18 protein-coding genes and 1 tRNA gene are annotated in these 19,416 nt (G+C 58.9%); 14 read left to right on the forward strand and 5 right to left on the reverse strand.

The window, feature by feature from the left end; translation table 11 throughout:
• Position 1 precedes the first annotated feature (1 nt).
• From JWR17_RS25650 to lpdA, 3 genes are read left to right on the forward strand one after another with little or no spacing between them, the layout of a single operon-like run.
• Positions 2-1,060, forward strand: coding sequence for an alpha-ketoacid dehydrogenase subunit beta (locus JWR17_RS25650; protein ID WP_299836083.1), 1,059 nt, complete (start codon positions 2-4; stop codon positions 1,058-1,060).
• The gene (locus JWR17_RS25655) at positions 1,061-2,368 is read left to right on the forward strand and encodes a dihydrolipoamide acetyltransferase family protein (RefSeq protein WP_299836085.1); all 1,308 of its coding nucleotides are present in this window, start codon (positions 1,061-1,063) and stop codon (positions 2,366-2,368) included.
• A 2-nt stretch (positions 2,369-2,370) separates the two neighbouring features.
• Positions 2,371-3,753, forward strand: coding sequence for a dihydrolipoyl dehydrogenase (gene lpdA, locus JWR17_RS25660; protein WP_299836087.1), 1,383 nt, complete (start codon positions 2,371-2,373; stop codon positions 3,751-3,753).
• A gap of 61 nt (positions 3,754-3,814) precedes the next feature.
• Here the strand turns inward: lpdA and JWR17_RS25665 are convergent, their stop codons facing one another.
• Entirely contained in the window at positions 3,815-4,687 is an 873-nt protein-coding gene (locus JWR17_RS25665; RefSeq protein ID WP_299836089.1) for a LysR substrate-binding domain-containing protein, read from the reverse strand.
• Between the two features lie 250 nt (positions 4,688-4,937).
• Here JWR17_RS25665 and JWR17_RS25670 point away from each other — a divergent pair, with 250 nt between their 5' ends.
• The 11 genes from JWR17_RS25670 to JWR17_RS25720 all read left to right on the forward strand — a co-directional run bounded on the left by JWR17_RS25670 (position 4,938) and on the right by JWR17_RS25720 (position 16,750).
• Positions 4,938-5,780 (forward strand): transporter substrate-binding domain-containing protein, encoded by an 843-nt coding sequence (locus JWR17_RS25670; protein ID WP_299836091.1) that lies wholly within the window; start codon positions 4,938-4,940, stop codon positions 5,778-5,780.
• 61 nt (positions 5,781-5,841) lie between these two features.
• The gene (locus JWR17_RS25675; protein ID WP_299836093.1) at positions 5,842-6,678 is read left to right on the forward strand and encodes a transporter substrate-binding domain-containing protein; all 837 of its coding nucleotides are present in this window, start codon (positions 5,842-5,844) and stop codon (positions 6,676-6,678) included.
• Positions 6,675-8,108: an FAD-binding oxidoreductase gene (locus JWR17_RS25680; protein ID WP_299836094.1), complete on the forward strand. Its 1,434-nt coding sequence runs from the start codon at positions 6,675-6,677 to the stop codon at positions 8,106-8,108. The genes JWR17_RS25675 and JWR17_RS25680 overlap by 4 nt, the downstream gene beginning before the upstream one ends.
• A complete protein-coding gene (locus tag JWR17_RS25685; protein WP_299836095.1) occupies positions 8,108-9,325 on the forward strand; it encodes an aminotransferase class I/II-fold pyridoxal phosphate-dependent enzyme in 1,218 nt (405 codons plus the stop codon). Before JWR17_RS25680 ends, JWR17_RS25685 begins: the two co-directional genes overlap by 1 nt.
• A complete protein-coding gene (locus tag JWR17_RS25690; protein ID WP_299836097.1) occupies positions 9,322-10,056 on the forward strand; it encodes an amino acid ABC transporter permease in 735 nt (244 codons plus the stop codon). The genes JWR17_RS25685 and JWR17_RS25690 overlap by 4 nt, the downstream gene beginning before the upstream one ends.
• A complete protein-coding gene (locus tag JWR17_RS25695) occupies positions 10,046-10,843 on the forward strand; it encodes an amino acid ABC transporter permease (protein WP_299836099.1) in 798 nt (265 codons plus the stop codon). The genes JWR17_RS25690 and JWR17_RS25695 overlap by 11 nt, the downstream gene beginning before the upstream one ends.
• Positions 10,830-11,669 carry an amino acid ABC transporter ATP-binding protein gene (locus JWR17_RS25700; protein ID WP_299836101.1) on the forward strand — a complete coding sequence of 280 codons (840 nt, stop codon included), beginning with the start codon at positions 10,830-10,832 and terminating at the stop codon, positions 11,667-11,669. The genes JWR17_RS25695 and JWR17_RS25700 overlap by 14 nt, the downstream gene beginning before the upstream one ends.
• Before the next feature lie 34 nt (positions 11,670-11,703).
• A complete protein-coding gene (locus tag JWR17_RS25705; RefSeq protein WP_299836103.1) occupies positions 11,704-12,300 on the forward strand; it encodes a cysteine dioxygenase in 597 nt (198 codons plus the stop codon).
• The gene (locus JWR17_RS25710; protein ID WP_299836105.1) at positions 12,297-12,953 is read left to right on the forward strand and encodes a glutathione S-transferase N-terminal domain-containing protein; all 657 of its coding nucleotides are present in this window, start codon (positions 12,297-12,299) and stop codon (positions 12,951-12,953) included. Before JWR17_RS25705 ends, JWR17_RS25710 begins: the two co-directional genes overlap by 4 nt.
• Positions 12,954-13,002: 49 nt before the next feature.
• Positions 13,003-15,783 (forward strand): cystathionine beta-lyase, encoded by a 2,781-nt coding sequence (gene metC / locus JWR17_RS25715; protein ID WP_299836107.1) that lies wholly within the window; start codon positions 13,003-13,005, stop codon positions 15,781-15,783.
• A 181-nt stretch (positions 15,784-15,964) separates the two neighbouring features.
• On the forward strand, positions 15,965-16,750 hold the full coding sequence (locus JWR17_RS25720) for a sulfite exporter TauE/SafE family protein (RefSeq protein WP_299836109.1): 786 nt from the start codon (positions 15,965-15,967) through the stop codon (positions 16,748-16,750).
• Positions 16,751-16,803: 53 nt separating this feature from the next.
• On the opposite strand, the gene JWR17_RS25725 is transcribed toward JWR17_RS25720, so the two are convergent.
• The 4 genes from JWR17_RS25725 to JWR17_RS25740 form a co-directional block, all read right to left on the reverse strand.
• Positions 16,804-17,943, reverse strand: coding sequence for a glutathione-independent formaldehyde dehydrogenase (locus tag JWR17_RS25725; RefSeq protein WP_299836111.1), 1,140 nt, complete (start codon positions 17,941-17,943; stop codon positions 16,804-16,806).
• Positions 17,944-18,115: 172 nt separating this feature from the next.
• Entirely contained in the window at positions 18,116-18,325 is a 210-nt protein-coding gene (locus JWR17_RS25730) for a hypothetical protein (RefSeq protein WP_299836113.1), read from the reverse strand.
• Positions 18,326-18,582: 257 nt separating this feature from the next.
• Positions 18,583-19,065: a DUF2938 domain-containing protein gene (locus tag JWR17_RS25735; RefSeq protein WP_299836115.1), complete on the reverse strand. Its 483-nt coding sequence runs from the start codon at positions 19,063-19,065 to the stop codon at positions 18,583-18,585.
• Between the two features lie 254 nt (positions 19,066-19,319).
• A tRNA-Ser gene (locus JWR17_RS25740) sits at positions 19,320-19,409 on the reverse strand.
• Between the last annotated feature and the right edge of the window lie 7 nt (positions 19,410-19,416).

Raw genomic sequence — 19,416 nt, forward strand, 5'->3', positions numbered from 1 at the left:
CATGAACGATCTTAACAACGACATCCAGTTGGACACCGCCATGACCACCACCAACATGACCATGATCCAGGCGCTGCGCTCGGCCATGGACGTGATGCTCGAACGCGACAACGACGTGGTGGTATTCGGTCAGGACGTAGGCTACTTCGGCGGGGTTTTTCGATGTACCGAAGGGCTGCAAAACAAATACGGCACTTCCCGGGTGTTTGACGCGCCGATCTCCGAAAGCGGGATCGTCGGCGTCGCGGTGGGGATGGGCGCCTACGGTCTGCGACCTGTGGTGGAGATTCAGTTCGCCGATTACGTTTACCCCGCGTCGGATCAGATCATTTCCGAAGCCGCACGCTTGCGCTATCGCTCGGCGGGCGAGTTCACTGCCCCCATGACCCTGCGCATGCCCTGCGGTGGCGGAATCTACGGCGGCCAGACCCACAGCCAGAGCATCGAAGCGATGTTTACCCAGGTCTGTGGTTTGCGCACGGTCATGCCGTCCAATCCCTATGACGCCAAAGGGCTGTTAATCGCTTCCATCGAATGCGATGACCCGGTGATCTTTCTTGAACCGAAACGCCTGTACAACGGCCCATTCGACGGTCATCACGACCGTCCGGTGACGCCATGGTCGAAACACCCAGCCAGCGCTGTGCCTGACGGTTATTACAAAGTGCCGCTGGACGTGGCGGCGATTGCCCGTCCCGGCAACGACGTTACCGTGCTGACGTACGGAACCACGGTGTATGTGTCGCAAGTCGCTGCGGAAGAAACCGGCGTCGACGCCGAAGTCATCGACCTGCGCAGCCTGTGGCCGCTGGACCTGGAAACCATCGTCAACTCAGTCAAGAAAACCCGCCGCTGTGTGGTGGTGCATGAAGCCACGCGTACCTGTGGGTTTGGCGCCGAGTTGGTGGCGTTGATTCAAGAGCATTGCTTCCACTACCTGGAATCACCCATTGAGCGCGTTACTGGTTGGGATACACCGTATCCCCATGCGCAAGAGTGGGCGTATTTCCCTGGTCCCGCCCGGGTGGGTGCGGCCTTGAAACGGGTTATGGAGGTCTGAATGGGCACGCACGTTATTAAAATGCCGGACATTGGTGAAGGCATCGCACAAGTGGAATTGGTCGAATGGTTCGTCAAAGTTGGCGACCGGGTGATTGAAGATCAGGTGGTGGCCGACGTGATGACCGACAAGGCCACGGTGGATATTCCGTCGCCGGTGTCTGGCATTGTTATCGCCCTGGGCGGACAGCCCGGCGAAGTCATGGCCGTGGGCAGCGAGCTGATCCGGATTGAAGTGGAGGGCGAGGGCAATCACAGGGAGTCGGCGGTTGTCGCTAAGCCTGAGCCTCAGCCTGAGCCCGAACCTGCGCAGGCCAGGGCTACCGCGCCCGCTGGTCAGGCGAAGGTCAATGTTGAGGACGCACCGAAGCCAGCCGTTGCGCAGGCTAACTCCTCGGTGCAAGCGCATATCCCACGTGAAGCTGACGAACGTCCACTGGCATCCCCAGCCGTGCGCAAACGCGCGCTGGATCTGGGTATTGCCTTGCGTTTGGTGCAAGGTCGGGGTCCTGCCGGAAATATCCGCCACGAAGACCTTGACGCCTATATTGAACAGCGCGAACACAGCCCGCAATCCGCTCCGGCACCGGCCGCTGCGTACGGCCAGCGCACCGATGAGAAGCAGATCCCGGTCATTGGTTTACGTCGCAAAATTGCCCAGCGTATGCAGGACGCCACCCAGCGTGCCGCGCATTTCAGCTATGTGGAAGAAATCGACGTCACTGCGCTGGAAGAGTTGCGCGTGCACCTTAACCATAAGTGGGGCGCCAGTCGCGGCAAGCTGACGCTGCTGCCGTTCCTGGTGCGGGCGATGGTCGTGGCGTTGCGTGACTTCCCGCAGATCAATGCCCGCTACGACGACGAGGCACAAATCATTACTCGCCACGGCGCAGTGCATGTCGGCATCGCCACCCAAAGCGACAACGGTTTGATGGTGCCAGTGGTGCGCCACGCTGAAACCCGCAGCCTGTGGGCCACTGCCGAGGAAATCTCGCGACTGGCCACCGCCGCGCGTACCGGCAAAGCCAGCCGCGATGAAATGTCCGGTTCTACCATCACCCTGACCAGCCTCGGCGCGTTGGGCGGGATCGTCAGCACGCCAGTGTTGAACCTGCCGGAAGTGGCCATCGTCGGCGTCAATCGCATCGTTGAGCGGCCGATGGTGATCAACGGCCAGATCGTCATTCGGAAGATGATGAACCTCTCCAGCTCGTTCGATCACCGGGTGGTCGATGGCATGGACGCGGCGCAATTCATCCAGGCCATTCGCGGCTTGCTCGAACAATCCGCCACGCTGTTTCTGGAGTGAGCATGCAGACTTTGAACACTACATTGCTGATCATCGGCGGCGGTCCAGGCGGTTACGTTGCGGCGATTCGCGCCGGTCAACTGGGCATTCCGACGGTTCTGGTGGAAGGCCAGGCGTTGGGCGGCACCTGTTTGAACGTCGGCTGTATTCCGTCCAAGGCGTTGATTCATGTTGCCGAGCAGTTTCACCAAACCAATGGCTTCAGCAAACATTCAGCGTTGGGCATCAGCGTGCCATCGGCGACCTTGGACATTGCCCAGAGCGTGAACTGGAAGAACGGCATTGTTGACCGCCTGACCACCGGCGTTGCGGCGTTATTGAAGAAAAACAAAGTGCAGGTGATTCACGGCTGGGCGCGGATTATTGACGGTAAAACCGTTGAAGTGGACGGCCTGCATATTCAGTGTGAACACTTGCTGCTGGCCACGGGTTCGACGTCGGTAAACTTGCCCATTCTGCCCTTGGGTGGGCCGATTATTTCATCCACCGAAGCGCTGACGCCGGATTCGATTCCCCAGCATCTGATCGTGGTGGGCGCCGGTTATATCGGTCTGGAATTAGGCATCGCCTATCGCAAACTAGGTGCCGAAGTCAGTGTGGTCGAAGCCCGTGACCGAATCTTGCCGGCCTACGATCAAGAGCTGACGCAGCCAATTGCCGACACCTTGAAGCATTTGGGCGTGAAGCTGTACCTGCAACACAACGTTGAAGGCTTTGATTCTGAAACCAAGACCCTGCAGGTGCGTGATCCCCAAGGCCAGCGCCTGGCCTTGAGCGCTGATCAAGTATTGGTAGCGGTGGGGCGCAAACCCAACAGCCAGGGCTGGAACCTTGAAGCGCTAGCCCTGGACATGAACGGCGCGGCGGTGAAAATCGACGAACGCTGCCAGACCAGCATGCGCAATGTCTGGGCCATCGGCGATTTGGCTGGCGAGCCAATGTTGGCCCACCGAGCCATGGCCCAAGGCGAAATGGTCGCGGAATTGATCGCCGGCAAAGCCCGGGAGTTCGCCCCGGTGGCCATTGCGGCGGTGTGTTTTACCGACCCGGAGTTAGTGGTGGTCGGCAAAACGCCGGAAGAGGCTCACGTGTTGGGCCTGGATTGTCTGGTCGCGAGTTTCCCCTTCGCGGCCAACGGGCGGGCAATGACCCTGGAGTCAAAAAGCGGCTTTGTGCGGGTCGTGGCGCGGCGTGATAACCACCTGATTGTGGGATGGCAGGCAGTGGGGGCGGGCGTTTCGGAGTTATCCACGGCGTTCGCCCAATCCCTGGAAATGGGCGCGCGCCTGGAAGACATCGCCGGCACCATCCACGCCCACCCGACCTTGGGCGAAGCCGTACACGAAGCTGCATTACGAGCGCTGGGCCATGCGCTGCACCTGTGAGATAGCGTCAATCTGCGCCGCCCATTTCCCGAATGAATTCGGGAAGGGCACGTTGCGGTCTTTAGAATCCACCCCTCAACCCCTGGCTCCCGCGAATCAAATCATAAGCTTTGCGTGCCAGTGGGTTTACCGTGTTGGGTCTGATCCACAGGTGGTAGGTAACATCTGGCAAGCGTGGCAGGCCGTCGTTTTCACCCAGTACGCGCATGTCCGGACCGAGCATCTCCATGCTGCGCGGGGTTACGCCGAGGCCCGCACGGGTGGCGGCCTTGATGCCAATCAAATTGGACGCCAGGTAAGCCTGTCGCCACGGAATATTTGCGCGCTCCAGCGCCTCCAACGCATAGCGTCGATAGATACTCGGCTCATCCACCAAAATCAGCGGCAGCGGTTCGCCGGGTACATGAATGTACTGCGCCGAACAAATCCACCACACCGGCGAGGTGCGCAGGGCGAAGCCTTCGAGGCTGGGGTCTTCACGGGTGGAGATCACCATGTCCACCTTGCCACGGTGCAAATCCTCCATTAGAAACGGGCTGCGGCCGACGTCGATTTCCAACCGCAAACGCGGCGCTGAGCGGGCGATGTGGCTGAGGATCGGCGGCAAAATGGTGTCGGCGATGTCATGAGGCGAACCGATGCGCAGCACGCCGCTGAGGCTGCTTTCACGCAGCGAGCTGAGGGCTTCGTCGTTCAGCGAGAGCATCTGCCGTGCGTGCCGAACCAGTTGCAGGCCCGCTTCAGTGAGCTGCTTATGGCGCCCTTGCTTACGAAACAATGTCACGCCGACTTGCTGCTCCAGGCGTTGCATGTGTTGCGTCACTGAAGATTGGGTACGTGCCAGGTGCACGCCTGCTTCGGCGAAACTGTGGTGATCCACCACGGCAATAAACGTGCGCAGTAAGTCCAGGTCAAGGGTCAAAAGGTCGGGCATGAGGGTTCGTCGAGGCTGAATTCATATCAAAAGGCATGACTAATACATTACGTATTTTTATGTATCCGTGTAGCGGTTTTTTAATATTCGGCCGGCAAGCCCCGGAAACAAGGGATATAACACTTTTGATTTCCCACCGTATCCAGAAAGTTATAACAATATTAGATATTTGAATTTCCGTTATGCCATGGCTATCCCTAGCATGCCCCCCAACAGGTCGGGAAATGCCGATCCTCATCAGGGGAAATCCATGCCGTATCAGCACCCGCGCCTTCGCCGATTGTTACCCGTCATGCTCGGCGCCGTTTTGACAATCGCGGGCATGGGCATCGCACAGGCTGATGCCACCCTGGATAAGATCCAGCAACGTCATCGTCTGGTGGTCGGCGTGTTGTTGTCGGGCGGGCCGTTCGGCTCCATCGATCCTTCCACCCAAGCGCCCAAAGGGATGAACGTCGATTTGGCCAACGACATTGGCCGGCAATTATCGGCTGAGGTCGAATTGGTTTCGGTGCTGCCAGCCAACCGCGTGCAGTTCTTGCAGCAAGGCAAGGTCGATCTGTTGATTGCCAATATGGAATGGACCCCCGAACGCGAACAGATTCTGGGCTTTGTGCCAACGCCGTTCTACCGGGTGGGCGGCACCGCCGCCGTGGCCAAAGACAGCAAAATCACGCGCTGGGAAGACCTCAAGGGCCAGCCGGTCTGTACCTCACAAGGCAGCAGTTACGTGAAGCCGCTGAGCGAATTTGGCGCTGATATTAAAGCCTTCAAAAGCTCCTCCGAATCGCTGCTGGCCTTGCGCGGCAACAACTGTGTCGCGGCGGTGCACGACGCCACGCTGATCAATCCATTGTTGGCCGACAGCGCTGAATGGGCGAACTACCGCGCCATTACCCCGGAATTGAACCCTGCACCGTCAGTGATCTGGACCCGTCGCGGCGAGACCGACACCCAGGCGCGGCTCGACACCATCGTTAAAGAATGGCACCGCAGCGGCTGGCTGATTCAGGCCGAGCAACGCAACCACATCAGCCCGGTCTCACCGGCATTGCGCGAGCTACAGAAGCAATTCCAAAGCGCCGGCGCTTGATCTTTCCACCACCATTTTTCGCTCGCTGACATGACCTCAAGGTCGTTCAAGGTAGTCGCTCATGAATTCGTTGTTTCCCGGCAAAACCCTGTTGGCGCTGCTGCTGACCTTGAGCGCCGGACTGGCCCAGGCCGATGCCACGCTGGACAAGATTCAGCAGCGGCACAAAGTAAGCATCGGCGTGATCCTCAGCGGGCCGCCGTTCGGCACCATTGACCCCAAGACCCGTGAGCAACTGGGGTACAACGTCGAGCTGGCCAAAGGCATCGCGCAACGCCTGGGCGTGGAAGTAGAAACGGTCTCGGTGCTGGCGCCCAATCGCGTGCAATTCCTGCAACAGGGCAAGGTCGACCTGCTGGTCGCCAACATGCAGTTCACGCAAGAGCGCAGCCAGATTCTCGATTATGTCCCGACCCCCTATGAGCAAGTGGGCGGCACGGCCTTGATGAACAAAAACTCCGGCATCACTCGCTGGGAGGACCTGAAAGGCAAGCCGGTGTGCGTGTCCCAGGGCAGCAACTTTATCAAGCCGCTGCAAGAGACCTATGGCGCAGAAATCAAGGCGTTCAAAAGCCAATCCGAATCACTGCTGTCGTTGCGCGGCAATGGCTGCGTAGCGGCAGTCCACGTCAGCCCAACCATGCATGCGCTGTTGAGCGATGCAGAATGGGCTGATTACAACACTCCTCTAAGCGATCTGATCCCTTCGGATTCGGTGATATGGGTGCGCAAGGGCGAGCACGATATCCAGGCGAAACTGGACGCCATCGTCCGCGATTGGCACCGCAGTGGCTGGCTGATGGAACTCGGCGAACGCACGGGCATGCCACCGTCACAAGCGCTGCGGGATTTGCATGAAAAATACCGCAACGCCGCGCCACTGGAGGCCACCCGATGAGCGAGCTGTTTGCAGGGCTGCAGCAATTACTCGGCGCCAGCCATGTGCAGAGTTGCGAACAGGCGGCTCCGTACCTGACCGATAAACAGGGCCATTATGTCGGTGCGGTGCTCGCTGCCGTGCACCCGGCCAATACTCAAGAAGTCGCCGCCGTGGTTCGTTTATGCGTGCAGCACAACGCACCCATTGTCGTGCAAGGCGGCAATACCGGGTTGATGGGCGCTGCGACGCCGGACGCCAGCGGTACGGCGGTTTTACTGTTGCTCGACCGCATGAACAGAGTGCGTGAGGTCGATACCGACAACGACACGCTGACGGTTGAAGCCGGCTGCATTTTGCAGAGCGTGCAAGACGTGGCGCGTAATGCGGGCCGGCTATTTCCCTTGAGCCTGGGTGCTGAAGGCAGTTGCACCTTGGGCGGTAACCTGGGGACCAATGCCGGCGGCACGGCGGTGTTGCGTTATGGCAACACGCGAGAACTGACCCTGGGCCTGGAAGTGGTAACGGCCCAGGGCGAAATATGGAATGGCTTGCGCGGGTTACGCAAAGACAACACCGGTTACGACCTGCGTGACCTGTTTATTGGCAGCGAAGGCACGCTGGGGATTATTACCGCAGCGACCTTGAAACTGTTCCCGCTGCCCAAGGCCCAGGCCACGGCGCTGCTGGCGTTTGAGTCGCTGGGGCAAGCGGTGGAATTTCTGTCCCACGCGCGGGCCGGTTTTGGTGCCAGCCTGACCGCCTTCGAACTGCTCACCGCCGATTGCCTGGCCTTGCTGCGTGAGCACTTTCCCCAGGGGCCACAACCCTTTATCAAGGCCACGCAGCCATGGTTTGCACTACTGGAACTGTCGGATAACCACAGTGACAGTCATGCCCGCGACGCTTTCGAAACCGTGCTTGGCGAGGCATTCGACGCCGAATTGCTGGCCGATGCCTTGATCGCCGACAGCCTGGCCCAGAGCGAAGCGCTGTGGCAGTTGCGCGAGAACATGAGCGAGGCGCAAAAACGCGCCGGGCGCAACATGAAGCACGACATCTCGGTGCCTATTTCCCGGGTAGCGGAGTTCGTCGAGCACACCGACGCGCTGTTACAAGCGCACTTTCCCGGTGTGCGGCATTACACCTTCGGCCATCTGGGCGACGGCAATTTGCACTACAACGTCGCGCATCCCATTGGCTCGACGGTGGAGGCGCACATGGCCCACTACGAAGCGCTAAGCCTGTTGGTCCACGACAGCGCCCATGCCCACGGCGGCTCGATCAGCGCCGAGCACGGCATAGGCCAACGCAAACTGGCGATGCTGCCGCGTTACAAAAGCGCGGTGGAACTGGACCTGATGCAACGCATCAAGCAGGCGCTTGATCCACGCGGGCTGCTGAATCCGGGCAAAGTCTTGTTGTCGCAAAACGTGAAAGGAAACGCCTAATGAGCCTTCGTCTGTCCAAACGTGTGCAGCGTGTTTCACTGTCCGCCAACGCTGCCGCCAAATCCGGCGTGACCGCGTTGCGAGAAGCCGGCCGGGACATCCTTGACCTGACCACCGGCGAACCGGATTTCGACACCCCGGAACACATCAAGCAGGCGGCCTACGCAGCCATTGCCGCTGGCGCGACCAAATACACACCGACCCCGGGTGTGCGGGCCTTACGCGAAGCGGTGCAACGCAAACTCCAACGCGAGAATCATCTGGAGTATTCGCTGCCTTCCATCGTGATTGCCAACGGCGCCAAGCAGATCATCTTCAACGCCTTCGCCGCGACCCTCGATGACGGCGATGAAGTGCTGGTGCCGGTGCCCTATTGGCCGTCGTTTCCGGACAGCGTGCGCTTCAACGGCGGTGAACCGGTGTTCATCGAATGCGGCCTGGAGCAGGGCTGCAAACTGCTTCCGTCGCAGCTTGAAGCACAGATCACTTCCCGCACCCGTTGGCTGATTCTTAACGGCCCTGGCAACCCCAGCGGGGCGGTCTACAGCGAGGCCGAACTGGCGGCGTTGGCCGATGTATTGCGGCGCCATCCCCAGGTGCTGATCCTGCTGGACGAGTTGTATGAACACATTCGCTTTGACGACCGTTCCCCGTTGAGTCTGCTTAACGTTGCGCCTGATTTGCAGCCTCGCTGCCTGCTGGTGGGAGGCGTGTCGAAAACCTACGCCATGACCGGTTGGCGCATCGGCTTTGGCGCCGGTCCAGAGGGCCTGACCACAGCCATGGCCGTGGTCCAGTCGCAATCCACCTCGGGCGCTTCCTCGGTGGGGCAGGCGGCGGCATTAGCTGCGTTCAACGGCGGGCTGGCTTTTCTGCCGGAACAGGTCGCGGCCTATCACCAGCGGCGCGATCTGCTGGTCTCGGCCTTGAGCCCGGTGGAAGGCCTTGAAGTGCTGCAGCCAGAAGGGGGTTTTTTCGTCTTTGTACGCTGCGGCGGATTATTGGGTCGTTACCGTGAAGACGGTCGTCGCCTGAACGACGACGCGGACGTGGTCGCTTACCTGTTGGACGAAGGCGTCGCCGGTGTTGCGGGCAGTGCTTACGGCCTGTCGCCGTGGTTTCGCTTGTCAATTGCCACCGCCACCAGCGGCGTCATCGAAGCCGGCCGGCGCATTGCCGATGCCTGCGCGCGGCTGCGGGTCGAGGCTGATCTATGAGTGATTGGCTGGCGCTGTTTGTCCATTGGACGGCCGGGTTTGGTTTGAACTACGGCTTTCTGCTGGATGCGTATCAGCGTGGCTCGTTGGTCAATGGTGCACTCACCAGTATTTTGCTGTGTGTCTGCACAATCATTGGCAGTTTGCTGGCGGGGGTGACGCTGGCCGCTATGTTGACCTCGGGCAATCCTTACCTGGCGAAACCGGCGCGGATGTTCATTGAGGTCACGCGCAACACACCCACCTTGGTGCAGCTGTATTGCGCATTTCTGGTGCTAAATATGCTATTGACCCAGGCGGTCGGCGCGGCGAACCCGCTGACGCCGTTTGCCTGGGTGGTCATCGTTATTTCCCTGCACAAGGGCGCGTTTCATGCCGAAGCCCTGCGCGCCGGTATTGAAGCCGTGCCCGCCGTGACCCTCGAAGCCGCCGCTTCGTTGGCGTTCAGTAGCCGTCAATTGTTGTGGAACGTGCAACTGCCGCTGGCGATACGCTTTGCCTTGCCATCGCTGATCAACAATTTGATTGATCTGGTAAAAATGACCGCCGTGGCCTCGGCCATCGCGGTGGGTGACATCACCTACGCCGCAATCATGATCTGGACCCAGAGCGATAATGTGTTGGAGCTGATGATCCTGATTTTGCTGTTTTTCGGCCTGCTGAGCTTCGTCGTCAACTGTGTGGGACGCTTTCTTGAAGCGCACCTGAGGATGCCCGGCTATGGCCATTGAATCATCGGTCGCTATGACTAAACCGGCAGCCACCTGGCCTCGTCGGCACCTGGGCAAACTGTCATCGCTGATTATTGCCGTGGCCTGGCTGGTGGTTGGCGCACCCAACAGTTTAGTGTTTGCCGCGTTGCTGGAATGGTCGCCAGCGCTGGCCGTAGGCTTCGGTCAAAACATTTTGATCAGTGTGTTGGCGATTGGCATCGGCTCGCTGTTGGGGCTGCTGGTGGGCGCACTGGCCTTGTCGCCGCTGTGGATCACACGCTTGCCCGCGCGAATCTGGGTTCAGGTGTTCCGCAATGCGCCCTGGCTGGTGCTGATTTATTTCACCACCTATGCCTTTCCGTTCGAGATTCATGTGGGCAATGCTTACTTGCCTTTTCCCGATTGGCTGAAGGTCACCGTCGGCCTGGCCTTGCCCGCCAGCGCCAACGTCGCCGAGATATTTCGCGGCGCGATTGCCTCGATTCCCAGCACCCAATGGGAAGCGGCGCGCTCCCTGGCGTTTACCCGTGGGCAGATTTTTCGGTCGATCATTTTGCCGCAGTGCTTCAAGCGCATGTTGCCGCCGTGGATGAACCTCTACGCCGTGATCACCATGGGCACCGCGCTGGCGTCCCTGGTGGGGGTGCATGACTTGATCGACACTGCGCAAATCGCCAGCAATACCGTCAATCGAACCGGCTTTACCGTGCTGATTTATTTCAGCGTATTGGCGTTGTTTTTCGCTTATTGCTATCCGATCTCCCGATTGACCCAAGGCCTGGAGCGACGTTATGCCTTCTACTGAAACCGGCGCCGATTCGTTGCTGGTCAGCCTGCGCGACGTGCATTTGTCATTTGCCAACAACCCGGTGCTCAAAGGTATCGACCTTGACGTGCAGCGCGGCCAGGCCGTCTCGATCATTGGCCCGTCGGGCTCGGGAAAGTCGACCATCCTGCGCTGCATCACCGGCTTGTTGCAGCCCCAGCGCGGCAGCATCCGTGTCGGCGAAACCCAAGTGCATGAACTGACCCGCGAAGCGGAGCGTATCGAGCTGCGTAAGCGTGTGGGGTTTGTCTTCCAGCAATACAACCTGTTTCCGCACTTGTCGGTTCTGGAAAACCTGGTGATCGCGCCGCGAAAAGTGCTGGGCCGTGATCGCGCCGAAGCGGAAAAGCAGGCCAGGGCTTTGCTGGCGAAAGTCCGCATGGAACACAAAGCCGATGCCTACCCCGGCCAATTGTCCGGCGGCCAGCAGCAGCGGGTGGCCATCGCTCGGGCACTGGCGATGCGTCCTGAATTGATCCTGTTCGACGAAGTGACCTCGGCGCTGGACCCTGAAACCGTCGGCGAAGTGCTGACGGTCATCCGTGAGCTCACCGAAGAGGGCATGACTTGCGTGCTGGTAACCCATGAAATGCGCTTCGCCGAGGAAATCAGCGACGTCGTGTATTTCACTGAAAACGGCGTGATCGTCGAACAGGGCAGCGCCGAACAAATATTTCAGCGGCCTGCCAGTGAACGCACTCAGGAATTCCTACGCCACGCCCTGGGTGACAGCGGACGCCGTTTGCCCGCATCCGGCGATCCGTATTTGTTAAGCAATATCAGCCGTTACAGCTTGTCCGTTTGATCCCTATTCCAGCCCGCCAAAAGGAGCAACTGCCATGAGTACCGCACAGCGCGCCGACGTGATTGAAGAGTTCCTCAAGGAGATCCGTGTGATCCACCAGCGTGGCGTCGACCGCGCCGCATTGGTTGAAATTGTCGGCCTGCTCGAAGCCCTGAGTGAACGCCGTGATCTGTTTAATTTCCAAGCCTTTCCGGCGCCGATTCCGGGGCAGGGCAGCAGCGCTTTTCGCTACCGTTTGAACGACAACGGCGACACGCCGACGCTGTACCTGAACTCGCTGTTGCCGGGTAAAAGCACCATCGCCCACAACCATGAAACCTGGGCGGTGATCAGCGCGGTAGAAGGCCAGGAAATCAACTACGTGTACGGCCGCAGCGACGATGGCAGCGACCCGCAACGGGCTCGTTTGCAGCTGAAAAAAGAGGTGGTCGTGCAGCCCGGCACCTCAATCTCGTTCCTTGGCGATGACTTGCACGGCATTCGGGTTGAAGGCGAGACGGCAACGTTGCACTTCCATTTGTACGGCCTGCCACTGGAATCGCTCAACGGTCGCTACGGGGTTGATACCGACGGCAAGATTCTTAACTACAACGCTTCGCAAATGGTCCCTTCGATCAAGGCCTACGCATGATTGATCTCTATTACTGGCCAACCGGCAATGGCTTGAAAATCGGCATCCTGCTGGAAGAGCTGGAGCTGGACTATAGAATCGTGCCGACCAACATCCGCACCGGCGAGCAGAAGCACGCGGACTTTCAGCGGATCAGCGCCAACGGACGGATCCCGGCGATTGTCGATCATGCACCGAGCACCTTTAGCGAGCCGCTGAGCCTGTTCGAATCCGGGGCTATTCTGAATTACCTGGCGGACAAAGCCGGACGCTTCTTGCCACCGGCCTCGTCTGTGGAGAGGCAGCGGGTGCAGGAATGGCTGTTTTGGCAAGTCGGGCATGTGACGCCGTACCTCAGCCAGTTGCAGGTGTTCAAAGAGAAGGCGCCAGAGCCGATTCCGTTCGCCCTCGACCTGCTGCATGCCGAAGCAACCCGCTTGTATGGCGTGCTGGAACGGCGCCTGGGCGAAGTGACGTACATGGCGGGGGAGTATTCCATTGCCGATATGGCGATTTTTCCCTGGATTCAGCCACTGCGTCAGGGCCAGGACTTGGCCGTTTACCCCAACATCAATGCCTGGCGTGAACGCATAAAGGCCCGTCCGGCGGTGCAACGGGCGTATGCCAAAGGACGGGAAGTCGCGGCCAACGAGAAGTCCCTGGCGCTGCAATAGCGGGGCGATATATCACCGATCCAGACTATTCGAACTTAACGGAACTGCCATGACATCCATCATCACCCCGGGGCAACTGCAGCAATGGCTATTCGACGGGCAGGAAATTGCCCTGTTCGATGTGCGTGAGCATGGCCAATATGGCGAAGCGCATCTGTTCCATGGGGTCAATCTTCCCTACAGCCGGCTGGAGCTAGAGGTCCCTCGCCTGGCGCCTAATCCTGCGGTGCGTCTGGTGATCTACGATCAGAATGGCGGTGAACTGGCGAGCCGTGTAGAGACTCGTCTAAAAGCGCTGGGCTACCGCCATGTCCATGTGTTGCAGGGCGGGGCAGAGGGTTGGTCCGCTGCCGGTCTGCAGCTGTTCGCAGGCGTACACGTTCCGTCTAAAGCCTTTGGTGAGCTGGTCGAAGAGGCCAGCGCGACCCCGCACATCAGCGCTCAAGAACTGGCCGACTGGCAGGCCCGTGGCGAACCGCTGGTGCTGCTTGACGGTCGCCCGTTCGACGAATACCGCAAAATGACCGTTCCCGGTTCGATCTGCTGCCCCAACGGCGAATTGGGCTACCGCATACACGATTTGGTGAAGGACGATAAAACCCCGATTGTCATCAACTGTGCCGGCCGCACCCGCAGCATTATTGGCGCGCAAACCCTGATCAACCTCGGGCTTAAAAATCCAATCTATGCGCTGGAAAACGGCACCCAGGGTTGGTTTTTGGCTGACTTGCCCCTTGAACACGGCAGCACCCGACGCTATCCGGACAGCGTGTCGTCGTTTGCACTCGCCGAGCAACGGGCAAGTGCACAGCAACTGGCGGAACGCGCCGGGGTAAAAACCGTCGATGCGGCCCACGTACAGGCATGGGCTGATGATCCTCAGCGCAGTCTGTTCTTGTGCGACGTGCGCACCGCTGAAGAGTTTGCGGCCGGCAGTTTGCCCGGTGCGCAACACACACCGGGCGGGCAGTTGGTGCAGTCCACCGACCTGTACATAGGGGTGCGTCAGGCACGGGTGGTGTTGATCGACGCCGATGGCATTCGCGCACCTATCGTTGCCAGTTGGCTAAAACAACTGGGGCACGATGCTTACGTGCTGAAAGATGGCGTGGACAGCGGCCTGGCGTTGGCGCCGGTTTGCGCCGCACAGCCTCCAGGGTTGGCGACCATTGACGTCCAATCCTTGGCCGACGCCTTGAAAGACGCCACCGTGGCGCTGATCGACCTGCGCCCAAGCATGGTGTTTCGCAAGGCACAAATTGAGGGATCGCGCTGGTCGATTCGCTCACAGTTGGTAGAGGCGGTGAGTGAAGAGTTTCGCCCTTTGGTGCTGATAGCCGATGATCCTGCGGTTGCGCAATGGGCTTCTCTAGAGTTGAACGCAGTCCAGCGTGGGCAACTTCGCCTGCTTCAGGGCGGGATCAAAGCGTGGCAACGAGCCGGTCTACCGTTGTTGGAAAATCCGGCCAACCCTGCCGACGAGCAATGCATCGACTTTTTGTTTTTTACCCATGATCGACACTCAGGCAACAAAGACGCTGCGCGCCAGTACCTGGCATGGGAAGTCGGCTTGCTGGGACAAATGACTGCCAGCGAGATCAGCAGCCTTACCCCTTTGAGCGGTAAACAGGCCCAGCGCCAGACTGAAAACGCCCATGTGCGAACGCGCCTGGTTCACGCTGCACGCACCGTGAAAGGCTCCGGTGGTCGCGCGGTCAACGTATCGGTCACGCGCTTGAGTACGGTGCTGTTCGATAACCTTCAGCAAATGCGCGACGCCCGGACCCGACGGGATCATGAGCGCGTGCTGAGCTACGGCGCACGGGGCAACCCCACGGCGTTTGCCTTGGAAGACCTGATCACCGAGCTGGAAGGAGGGCATCGCACGCGGCTGTTTTCCACCGGTCTGGCGGCCGTGGCGCAAACCTTCCTGGCGTATTTGCGTCCCGGTGATCACGTATTGATTACCGACGCGGTGTACACCCCGGTGCGGCATCTGGCGGAGAATTTCCTTATCCCGTTCGGCATCCAGGTGACCTTTTTCGCTGCCGACGGCCTGGGGTTGGAAGCGCGATTGCAGTCCAACACCAAGATGGTCTACACCGAAGTCCCCGGTTCACTGCTCTACGAAATGAGCGACTTGCCAGCGATGGCTACGCTGTGCAAATCCCGCGGGATTCTATTGGCGGTGGATAACACCTGGGGTTCAGGTTACCTGTACCGACCGCTGACGTTGGGGGCGGACATTTCGATCATGGCCCTGACCAAGTACCTATGCGGTCACAGCGATGTGGTGATGGGCAGCGTCTGCACTACTGAAGCGGCGTGGTCGGCGTTGTCGCGCATGAGTGATAGCTTTGGCACCACAGTGAGCCCGGATGATGCGTATTTGGTGCTGCGCGGCGCCCGCACGTTGGCGGCCAGGCTGGAGGTGCATGAACGCCAGGCGCTGCAAGTAGCGCACTGGCTGCAACGTCACGCTCAGGTCCGGCAGGTCTTTCACCCCGCCTTGCCCGAACACCCCGGTCATGCGCTATGGCAGCGAGATTTCGGCGGCAGTAATGGTTTGTTGTCTTTTGAACTGGCCGACTCAAATCCCCATCAGTTGGAATTGTTTATCGAAGCCCTGGAGTTGTTCGGCCTTGGCGCATCGTGGGGCGGCTATGAAAGCCTGATCACGGCGGCGGATGTCACCGAACACAGCCGGGCAGGGCAACCGTTTAACCCGGTGCTAAGACTGCACATCGGACTGGAAGACGTCGGCGCGTTGATCAACGATTTGCAACGCGGTTTTGCGGCGTGTCTGGATGCGTCAAAGCACCGTCTATAGATATCTGTCGGCTTTGTGTTTGCTGCGCGACAGCGCGGCGTCTGGACGACGGGCGCCCGCCTATAGGTCATCAAATAAAATAATCTATGGTTAGGTCCTTTCGATATAAGCGGTCGTGATAAACGCCGCTATGCTGCGGGCCAGTTTTTCATGCGCTTGCGCTGACAGGTCGGACGTAATAATGGATTTTGGAAGTTTTGGGCTTGTAGTCGCGGGCTTGACGGTAGGGTTTATTGTCGGGATGACGGGCGTCGGAGGCGGTTCGTTAATGACCCCTATCCTGCTGTGGTTCGGCATCAATCCGGCGACGGCGGTGGGCACTGATTTGTTGTATGCCGCCATCACCAAGTCTGGTGGCGTGCTGGTCCATCGCAAGAACAACAACATCGATTGGAAAGTCACCGGCTGGTTGACCCTCGGCAGCGTGCCGGCAGTGGCGCTGACGCTGTGGTATTTGAGCAGTTTACATACTGCGCCGCAGACCATGAACGCGGTCATCAAGCACGCGCTGGGCTTCGTTTTATTAGTGACTGCGCTGGCGGTGTTTTTCAAAAAGCAGTTGCTGGCGTTTTCCCTGCGCCGCGCCGATAGCAGCCATGGCTTAAGCGGCTCGCGTCTGAATGCATTGACTGTTATTACTGGCTTGATACTTGGCGCAATGGTGGCGTTGACCTCCATCGGCGCGGGTGCGTTAGGCACGGTGGCGCTGTTTATCTTGTACCCGTTTCTGCCGACGAGACGCCTGGTCGGTACCGAAATCGCCCACGCTGTGCCGTTGACGTTGGTCGCGGGTCTAGGCCACGCCAGTATGGGAAACATGGATTGGCATGTACTTGGGTTTTTGCTGATGGGTTCTTTGCCGGGAATCTACATTGGCAGCCATTTAACCGGGCGCATATCCGACGACATCTTGCGTCCCTGTCTGGCGGTAATGCTGGCATGCATCGGTTATAGCCTGGCATTTTAATTCCGCCCAAACCGCCCAAACCCATGGTTGGGCGATGTCAGGCGTCTCCCGGATCAAGCCGCAGGCTTCAATACCACTTTGGTCCAGCCGTTTTCACGGTCATCGAAATGCTTATAGGCGTCTGGCCCTTCGGATAACTTCAAACGGTGCGAGATAATCTGCGACGGTTTGGCCCGGTCGTGATGAATCAACTCGGCCAACTGTCGGTTGTACGCCTTGACGTTGGCTTGACCGGTGCGAATCTGTTGGCCTTTGAACCAGAACGCGCCGAAGTCAAAGGCCATCTTGCCTTCCTTGGCGAGTTCATTTTTGGCACCCGGATCTTCCGGGACAAACACGCCTACGACACCGATCCCGCCTGTCGCCTTGGTTGAAGCGACCAGGTTGTTCATGGTCAGGTGATTGGCTTCGTGGCCATGGGCGTCACAGCACTGATAACCGACGCACTCGCAGCCTCGGTCGGTGCCTTTGCCATGGGTCAGGTTAAGAATCTCATCAACCGCTTTTTGCTCGACTGCATTGATCGGCGTGGCGCCCATTTGCGCCGCCAGTTGTAGCCGGTCCGGATGGGTGTCGACGACAAACACTTGCGACGCACCTTTGATCATCGCCGAGTGGGCCGCCATCAATCCGACGGGGCCGGCGCCGTAAATTGCAATGCTTTCGCCTGGCTTCAACCCGGCCAGCTCGGTGGCATGCCAGCCTGTGGGGAAGATGTCGGAGAGCATTACGTAATCGTCTTCACGCTCCTTGGCGTCCTCCGGTAACACCAGGCAGTTGAAGTCGGCGTAGGGCACGCGCAGCAATTCTGCCTGACCGCCTTGGTAAGGACCCATTTCGGCGAAACCATAAGCTGCCCCGGCGGAACCTGGATTGGCGGTGAGGCAGAAGCCGGTCAGGCCTTTCTCGCAGTTTTCGCAGAAACCGCAGCCAATATTAAACGGCAGGCAGACCAGATCGCCGACCTTGACGCGATCAACGCCCACGCCGACTTCGATGACTTCACCCAGGTTTTCGTGGCCGAAGATATTGCCGGTTTCAAAGCTGGTACGGCCTTCATACATGTGCAGGTCGGAGCCGCAAATATTGGTGGTAGTGATCCGAACCAGCGCGTCGGTGGGTTTCTCTATTTTGGCGTCAGGTACATTCTGCACGCTGACGTCGCGCGGTCCGTTGTAGATAATCGCTTTCATGTGTTTCTCCAAAAAGTGATCAATGCAAAACGCCCAAGGCGCATTTGGTTGTTCATCTCTTTGGTCTTGATTGAAAAGCGCGGTGTTCAAAGGAACTTCGAAAAGGCAGACCGGCGGTCACAGGGCTTTGTGCATGAACCAACGCTTTACACTTAACCAGACAGACTGCCCATCAAGCGTACTGGCATAGGTTTTCTGTGAGGGCGGCTGAAGCGGCACCTTTGGCGAAAGTAGAAAACTGCTCGTTTAACGCGTTGGATTTCTCTGACAAGATCGCCAGAGCAAGCACATCCAGCTCCTCCGCGACAGACACGCATTTTGCATCTTCCAGCGCTTTGGCCATTCTTGCGTAGTTGGCTGCCATTTCATTAAGGGTCGACACGTCCCACCTCCCGGTAGGTGACAAATTGCATGACTGATGTCTTAAACGTTTACGTTCGCTGGCGGCGACAAAATTACGTCGCTCGCCTGTGATCGTAAGCGTCTTTGCAATCTGTAAGCCAGTCACCAGGCCCGTGCGTCGCTTTCAGATGAGGGGAATGTCAATTATCTGCCGGAGGCCGCGCCCCGTCTTTAATGTGGGTTAACTCAGCATGTTATGCGTTGTGTGAGAGGCCACCAAAGCGCGCTTCGCAGCAATCAGCCAACCAGCAATGCGCTGCCGTACAGTCCGATGGCGAATACCACGTGCCCGGCGATGTTCAACAGCCGCGCCACGTTGGGCTTGGGGGCTCCGGAACAGGCGACACCGACGCCCATGCCCGGTTGCAGAATGAACCAGCCGGCGCCCACGGTAACCAGGCCCACGACCAGCGCGGGAGCAAAGCGCGGCGCATGCACCCAATCCACTCCCCAGATGGCCAACAGGGCAGCGGCGAACAGCACGCCAATCACGTAATGCATAACCCAGCCGATGGCCAATTCGCCGTCAACCGCAGGCGATTGCATGATGCCGTCCGACTGCACAAAACGACCCCCAGGCATTCCCGCGAACCAGCGGCCCACGAAATGCCAAGGCGGTGTGGCGATGCCAAAAGTGACCCGCAACAGCTGCGCCCAAAGGTCGAGCAGCACCGTCGCGCCGACACCCATCAAGAATGCGTAGTAAAGGAAGCCGAGCATGATGTCCCTTATCTGAAATGGTCGACCAAGACGGTCGCCGCCCACTGTAACCGTTATTCGCGCAAACGTTGGAACAGCGGGGGGGATGGGTGTATTTGGCTGGATGGTTTGAAGTGGCGGTGAAGGCAGTCTAAAACTCTAGCTCCATCCCCATATTGTTCCCATATCAGCCCCAACACCTTTTTCCAGACACCAGAAACCACGAAGCCCCTGAAATTCGTCAATGAATTCAGGGGCTTCGTGTTGTTTCAATGTGGCGGTGAGGGAGGGATTCGAACCCTCGATAAAATTTCTTCTATACACACTTTCCAGGCGTGCTCCTTAAGCCTCTCGGACACCTCACCGTATCTC

Origin of the sequence: Pseudomonas sp., from assembly GCF_028293835.1 — a bacterium.
GTDB lineage: Bacteria > Pseudomonadota > Gammaproteobacteria > Pseudomonadales > Pseudomonadaceae > Aquipseudomonas.